This is a genomic window from Nitrosospira multiformis (genome assembly GCF_003050865.1).
GTDB lineage: Bacteria > Pseudomonadota > Gammaproteobacteria > Burkholderiales > Nitrosomonadaceae > Nitrosospira > Nitrosospira multiformis_E.
Window position 1 is genome coordinate 1 of the sequence record NZ_QAOK01000058.1, and the last position, 6,165, is coordinate 6,165.

A 6,165-nucleotide genomic window follows, 5' to 3' on the forward strand; every position below is an offset into this window, starting at 1 on the left:
GGTTTCCACCGATGACCAGAATCTTGACCTGCAGCTGGATGCTTTAACCAGGGCGGGATGCGAGCAGGTATTTACCGATCACGGCGTCAGCGGGGTTGCCATTGAGCGTGAAGGATTGTCCCAGGCAATTGCGGCAGTGGGGAAAGGCGATGTGCTGGTTGTGTGGAAGCTGGACCGTCTGGGGCGGTCGTTGAGTTTCCTGATTGAGCTGATCGAGAAGTTGCGAAACGAAGGCGCCGGATTTGAGAGCCTGTCGGATGGGATCGGCACCACGACAGCCGGAGGCAAGCTGGTATTTCACATCATGGGTGCGTTGGCCGAATTTGAGCGCTCATTGATATCTGAGCGCTCGAAGGCCGGCATGCAGGCAGCCAGGCGGCGGGGAAAGCATATAGGCCGTCCACACAAGCTGAGCCGGGAGCAGATCAGCCATGCAGCTCAGATGATCCAGGAGGGACGGGAAACCGTATCCGGCATGGCGGGACTACTGAATGTGGATCGAACTACTTTATACCGTGCATTGAATCGAAAGTAAGTTATTTGATAACCGTGATCGTCGCGCCGGATTGCTGCAACGCAAGGCCAGCAGCAGAGGTGGTCCTCGTCCTTAAGCGATAGCCAGCGTCAAGTGCCCGACTGGCTCGGATGTTGGCTTCACCTTGATTTCGATGTCATACCCCAGGCGGTTCAAGCAGTCCATCAGCTTACGCTCGGACAAACCGGTGAAGTCGCCACGCAGTAGCGCAGATACTTTAGGTTGCGGAATGCCCATCCGACGGCTGACCTCTTCTTGAGTCAGACCAAGTTTACGCACAGCTCGGGTGATTTCGATCACCAGGGCAGACTTGATTTTGAGTTTTTCGGCATTCGGCAAACCCAGATCGGCAAAAATGTTGCTTGAACTGGTTTCAGTCTCAATGCCTTCAACGATGCGCTTTTGCTTTTTCATGTCGTAGCTCCTTTGCAAGTGCCTCGGCCACCTTCAGTCTGGCACGGATAATATCCATGTCCTCCTTCGGCGTTGTGACTCCGCTCTTACTCTTCTTCTGGAAGCAGTGCAGGACGAACACGGCTTCCTCGAATTTCACGGTATAGACAGCGCGATAAGTCCCACCCGCATCATCTTCGACTACTTCCAAGACACCAGCGCCACTGAAGCCCTTGAGCACTTTGGCCGCGCCGTGTCGATCACCGTGCTGTGCGAAGTCCAGGGCATGACCGAAAAATTTGCGTACCTTGGTCGGAAACACCATCAGATCTTTCTTACTGCTCCCGATCCAGACAAGTGATTTTTCTTCTTCATCGGTCATAGCATATTATACCAAAATAGATATAAAAAGTAATCGTAGTGTAGTACCTCACGATCGAATGCTTAGTTCATTTGCAATGAATTAAATTCTAGCTGCTAGATATAGTCTAGCAGCTAGATTAAAATATTTATTTCTAGCTGCTAGATAGGAGTTTTCATGGCTGCAATTGTTGCATTCGTTTCGCAAAAAGGTGGGGTTGGGAAAAGTACTCTTTCCCGTGCGTTAGCGCGTGAAGTCGCGGTAGGTGGTTTACGGGTAAAAGTTGCAGACTTGGACACTCAGCAAGGGACATCTGTTGATTGGCATCGCCTACGATTATCCCAAGGGATTGAGCCAATCGTATCAGTAGAGGCATTTGCCACCGCTGCACAAGCGCTTGAAGCTGCAAAAGGTTTTGATTTACTTATCATCGATGGGCCAGCCCGCACTAGTCAAGCCACACTTGATATTGCCAAGGCGGCCGATTTGATTGTGCAGCCATCAGGCCCGTCGCGGGATGACCTAATCCCGGCAGTACGTGAATTCCACGCATTGACGAAAGCTGGCATCCCGAATGAGCGCCTTGCGTTCGCCTTGAACCGAGTTGGTACTTCCGCTGAGGAAGTGGCGGCACGGACCTACTTGGAACAAGCTGGTTATACGGTCTTGGCCGGTACCTTGCGTGATAGACCAGCTTACCGGCAAGCACAAAACACGGGTCACAGCATTACCGAAACCAGATTTGCAGGACTGAATGAACGCGCCGATACTCTGATTCAATCGCTTATTGACCGGGTGACTAATGGCTGATGTATCGAAACTCAAGACGTTAAAAGGGCGTCGCTCAAACTTAGGCGACCCCCCATCTTTGGACGAAGCCAGCAATAATCTGAACGCACCAGAGATTGCACCAGCGCCTTCGTTGTCTCCAAAAGCACTAGGGAGAAAGATTGACGGTCGTACTGCTCGCCGTACGAACAGAACTGTCCAATTTGCTACCCGTGTTACCCCAGACTGGGATGCGCGTATCAGGGCTATAGCTGAACGCGAAGGGATAAAACTGGTTGAAGTTTTGGAAAGGGCGCTAGATTACTATGAATTAAAATCTAGCAGATAGATAGCAGCTAGATAAAAACTAGCAGCTAGATTGGTAATTTGCATCATCTATGATTGAGAAGAACATTCCACTCAAGCATAAGCAATTATATTAATCACTAACTGAGTAACTATGGTATCTGACAAGAGCGATGGGCCAAAATCCAAAGTAACTATGGCTTATGCCTTGGAATTGGTAGAGATCGAGGAGCAATTGGCAGCGCTGGAGCGTACGAATCAACGTCTCCAAGCAATGGCCGAGCAATCCTCGAACAATCCTGATCTTGAGCGCCGCAGAAATGAAATTATCGACAAAGCAGCTCCGTTAGAACGACGTAGACAAGCAATCATTGCCGCGGAAGAGGCTGCCGCTGAAGTTTATGTCATGCGCGGAGAAACTAGATCTACTCCTAACTTATTTAGCGACATTCAGCCTGAATTAGGTTTCTTGGCCAATGTTCAGAGCGAGATCAAAAAAGTCGAAGAGGATAGGAGCAAAAAGCGGGAACGATCCAAGCTACTGCCAGCTCGTTACACAAACCAGGATTTCTTTGTTGCAGATATCCTCGGCTATTCACTCAAGGACGACCACGCCACAATGGAGGCCCCCGTTTTTTCACTTAAGACTCAGAAAGACCTCACTCCTTGGGAATGGACAAGTAAAGACGGTACAAAGCACATCGAGGTATCGCCTTCGGTCAAATATGGGCGAGCTACCCAGCATGACAAGGATATTTTGATCTTTGTTACCTCGCAAATGACGGAAGCCCTGAATCGTGAGCGGCCAGACACGCAAAGTCGGGCCGTGCGTTTTACCGTACATAATTATCTCGTGGCAACCAACAAACCTACAGGGGGGGTGGAATATCAACGACTTGAACGGGCCCTGGATAGACTCAAGGGAACAACGATTAAAACCGACATCAAGACTGGTAACAAGCGCGTTAAGGAAGCATTTGGCATTCTCGATTCTTGGGCAATCATTGAGCGTTCGCCAAGTGATGAACGCATGATTGCTGTTGAAATCACCTTATCCAAGTGGCTTTATAACGCAATCCACGCACACGAAGTGCTAACGATCCATCCTGACTATTTTCGGTTACGCAAACCCTTGGAGAGGCGTTTATATGAGTTAGCCAGAAAGCACTGTGGCAGCAAGCAGCCAAGCTGGAAAATCGGACTTGAATTACTACGGGAGAAGTGTGGAGCGCAGAGTCATATCCGCGCCTTTCGAAATCAGGTACAGGAAATCAGTAATGCTCATACACTGCCTGAATATCACTTGATCTACGATCGGGAGGCAGATCAAGTTACTTTCTACATGAAAAATCAACAGAAACTCATCTCTTCCTATTTATGTCGCTGACGCTTTATTCGTTATATCGCTGACATTGTGGATTGACTCGTTATATCGCTGACACTTTCCTGTGGATTGACTCGTTATATCGCTGACGCTTTATTCGTTATATCGCTGACGCTTTATTTGTAAAATAATATATTTTATAGCCACTTAGTAGGTATATCTCTCACCTTAACACGCGCGCGTTTTTTAACTTATAAAATCTTTAACGCTTCGTTCCCAGATCCAACTGTGGATAACACATCTCCAACAATCAAATTCCCAATTTAAAGGAATCTATCGACGCCCCCTGAAGGGGGCCAGAAGACCCCCCTTCCAGTTTCACCTTTTGTACTTTGCCCGCTTGTGTTTTTCATCTTTTTCAAAAGGTACAAAAGCTCGTCTTCTGAACCTTGAGCAGGGGATGAGGGCAATCCAGGTGGCTCAGCTGCCGAAGAACCATGGCAGCTGACCTGAGCCTTACGGCTCCCCCTTCGGGCACCAGGACCCGGACAAATCAGCCCCGGATTGCAGAGCGATCCGGGGCCTCAGCCGGGTTTCTGTGGAAATTGCCCTTTGTCCATTTTGCTATTCCTTGCACGTCCGCAAAACCTGTCTTCAGGAGGAAGGAGCAAGGTGGGGCATGAGATTCATGCAGGAATACCCTTCAGACGCGTTCTCAAGGCCGTGGAGCGCATTTCTACCTCAAGCTCAAGGAAATCTATCTCTTTTCCCATTAAACGCTTCAAAAGGCTTTAAACCCCTTTTTGTGAAAGACACTTTCCTGGAACAGCTGTTTTCCGCTTTCAAGGCAGGGTCAAGGCGGGCGCAAGCCCCCCGGCAGGGCCTGGCCTTGACGTTGCCTGAAGCGACACACGCTAAGACCAGGGGTGCAGGGGATCGGGGTTTGATCGTAGATCTCCCTGCACCCCTGCCACGTGGCGAACGAGGGGGGTGGGGCAGCGCCCCGCCTACTCTGCGCAAACAATTGCAACAAGCCCGAAAATATATGTGTAGAAATCCCGCATTTTTTTGCAGCACTCGATATTCTTTTTGGAATGTTTCGATATTTTTTTGAAGTAACCGATATTTTTCTGAAGTGCTCGATATATTTCTGTGCAAAAGTTGAAGGGCGTTATCCAGCAGTACCAAATCCCCTGATCAGGAATTTGGTACTGGCAGGGCTTGAGCACTCCTGCTGACTCTCAACCCTTCATTCTTTCTGCCAGCAGGGCATCACCCTTACGCTTCCACTGTGCCTTGCGCTCATCCTCAGGCGATACCCTGGAGAGCTCCATGAGCGCGCCCAGGAGCTCTCCTCGATCCAGGAGCGGCATGCCGGTTCTGGAATCCACCAGGCCTGCCAGGATCATCAGGCCTGCGGCGTTATAGAGCTCGCGGTCGCGTGCTTTTCTTGCTGCGAGCTTTTCCGCATTCACGATCCTAGCGGCACTGGCGCGTGCCTTTTGCGCCCGTTCTGCTGCTTTTTCCGCGCGCACCAAGGCTGTGAGCTTGCGCTCGTCTTCTGGTGTCCTGTCTGGTTTCTCTGCCAGCAACAGCAATAGCCGCTGGTGATCGCTGGGGCTCTTCAGCCCGCGTAAGTAAGCCAGCCGTGTTGTCATCCAATCATCCTGCATGTGACCTCCACATCGTTGGAGCCCCTCGATTGTAGCGGAAAACTTGGCGGCAGACACAGACTGAAGTATCCTTCTTAAATAGAAGGCGCGCTTAGTTGTTTCTCTTTCTGATAAAATCTCCCAGAAAGAGAAACGCGCGCCCTGCGGGACGGGAATATCAAGCCGATTGCCTCGGCCACGGCAGACAGGATAAAGGATGAGCCGCAGTTGCGGCCAAAAACAACGGAGACAGAAGCATGGCAATCGCTCGCTTGAGCATGAAGGTAGGGAAAGCGGGGCGGGCGTGTCCGCATGCCGCCTACATCGTGCGCGAGGGGCAGTATGCCCGGCATCTTTCCCGGGGCGAGAAGCTGGAAGCCTGCGCGGCCGGCAATCTGCCGGCCTGGGCTGAGCATGACCCGTTGCTGTTCTGGCAGGCGGCGGATGCCCATGAGCGCAGCAACGGCACAACCTACCGGGAGATGGAAATTGCCCTGCCAAGGGAACTCGATATAGAGCAGCGGGCAGCGCTGGTACGGGCATTCGTCGCCCAGGAGATCGGAAGCCGTCATGCCTACCAGTGGGCGATCCACACCCCCGTCGCAGCGGATGGCCAGGCGCAGCCACACGTCCACCTCATGTTCTCCGAGCGGCAGGTGGACGGCATCGAGCGCGATCCGGAACAGTATTTCAGGCGCTACAACGCGAAGAGCCCCGAGAAGGGCGGCGCGCGCAAGGGCTATGGCCCGCATGCGGGCCAGACCCTGACGCGTACTGAGCGCGCAGCGGATCTCAAGGAATTGAGAGGCCGCTGGCAGGAGATGGC

Annotated in this window: 7 protein-coding genes; 4 read left to right on the plus strand and 3 right to left on the minus strand. The window is 51.6% G+C overall.

Going from position 1 to position 6,165, the window contains the following annotated elements:
• Positions 1-535, plus strand: a 535-nt coding sequence (locus tag C8R21_RS15155; RefSeq protein ID WP_107763440.1) for a recombinase family protein, incomplete at its 5' end; no start/stop codon positions are given.
• Positions 536-607: 72 nt separating this feature from the next.
• Here the strand turns inward: C8R21_RS15155 and C8R21_RS15160 are convergent.
• Positions 608-949: a helix-turn-helix domain-containing protein gene (locus tag C8R21_RS15160; protein ID WP_107763441.1), complete on the minus strand. Its 342-nt coding sequence runs from the start codon at positions 947-949 to the stop codon at positions 608-610.
• Positions 924-1,310, minus strand: a complete 387-nt coding sequence (locus C8R21_RS15165) for a type II toxin-antitoxin system RelE/ParE family toxin (RefSeq protein WP_107763442.1) — start codon at positions 1,308-1,310, stop codon at positions 924-926. Before C8R21_RS15165 ends, C8R21_RS15160 begins: the two co-directional genes overlap by 26 nt.
• 156 nt (positions 1,311-1,466) lie before the next feature.
• Between C8R21_RS15165 and C8R21_RS15170 the strand changes: the two genes are divergently transcribed.
• Positions 1,467-2,099, plus strand: a complete 633-nt coding sequence (locus tag C8R21_RS15170) for a ParA family protein (RefSeq protein ID WP_107763443.1) — start codon at positions 1,467-1,469, stop codon at positions 2,097-2,099.
• Positions 2,100-2,517: 418 nt separating this feature from the next.
• Positions 2,518-3,750, plus strand: a complete 1,233-nt coding sequence (locus C8R21_RS15180; protein ID WP_107763445.1) for a replication initiator protein A — start codon at positions 2,518-2,520, stop codon at positions 3,748-3,750.
• Between the two features lie 1,178 nt (positions 3,751-4,928).
• On the opposite strand, the gene C8R21_RS15190 is transcribed toward C8R21_RS15180, so the two are convergent.
• Complete coding sequence (locus tag C8R21_RS15190) at positions 4,929-5,345, minus strand: conjugal transfer protein TraD (RefSeq protein ID WP_258192451.1); 417 nt, start codon at positions 5,343-5,345, stop codon at positions 4,929-4,931.
• A gap of 251 nt (positions 5,346-5,596) precedes the next feature.
• Between C8R21_RS15190 and C8R21_RS15195 the strand changes: the two genes are divergently transcribed.
• Positions 5,597-6,165, plus strand: a 569-nt coding sequence (locus C8R21_RS15195; RefSeq protein ID WP_181258977.1) for a MobA/MobL family protein, incomplete at its 3' end; no start/stop codon positions are given.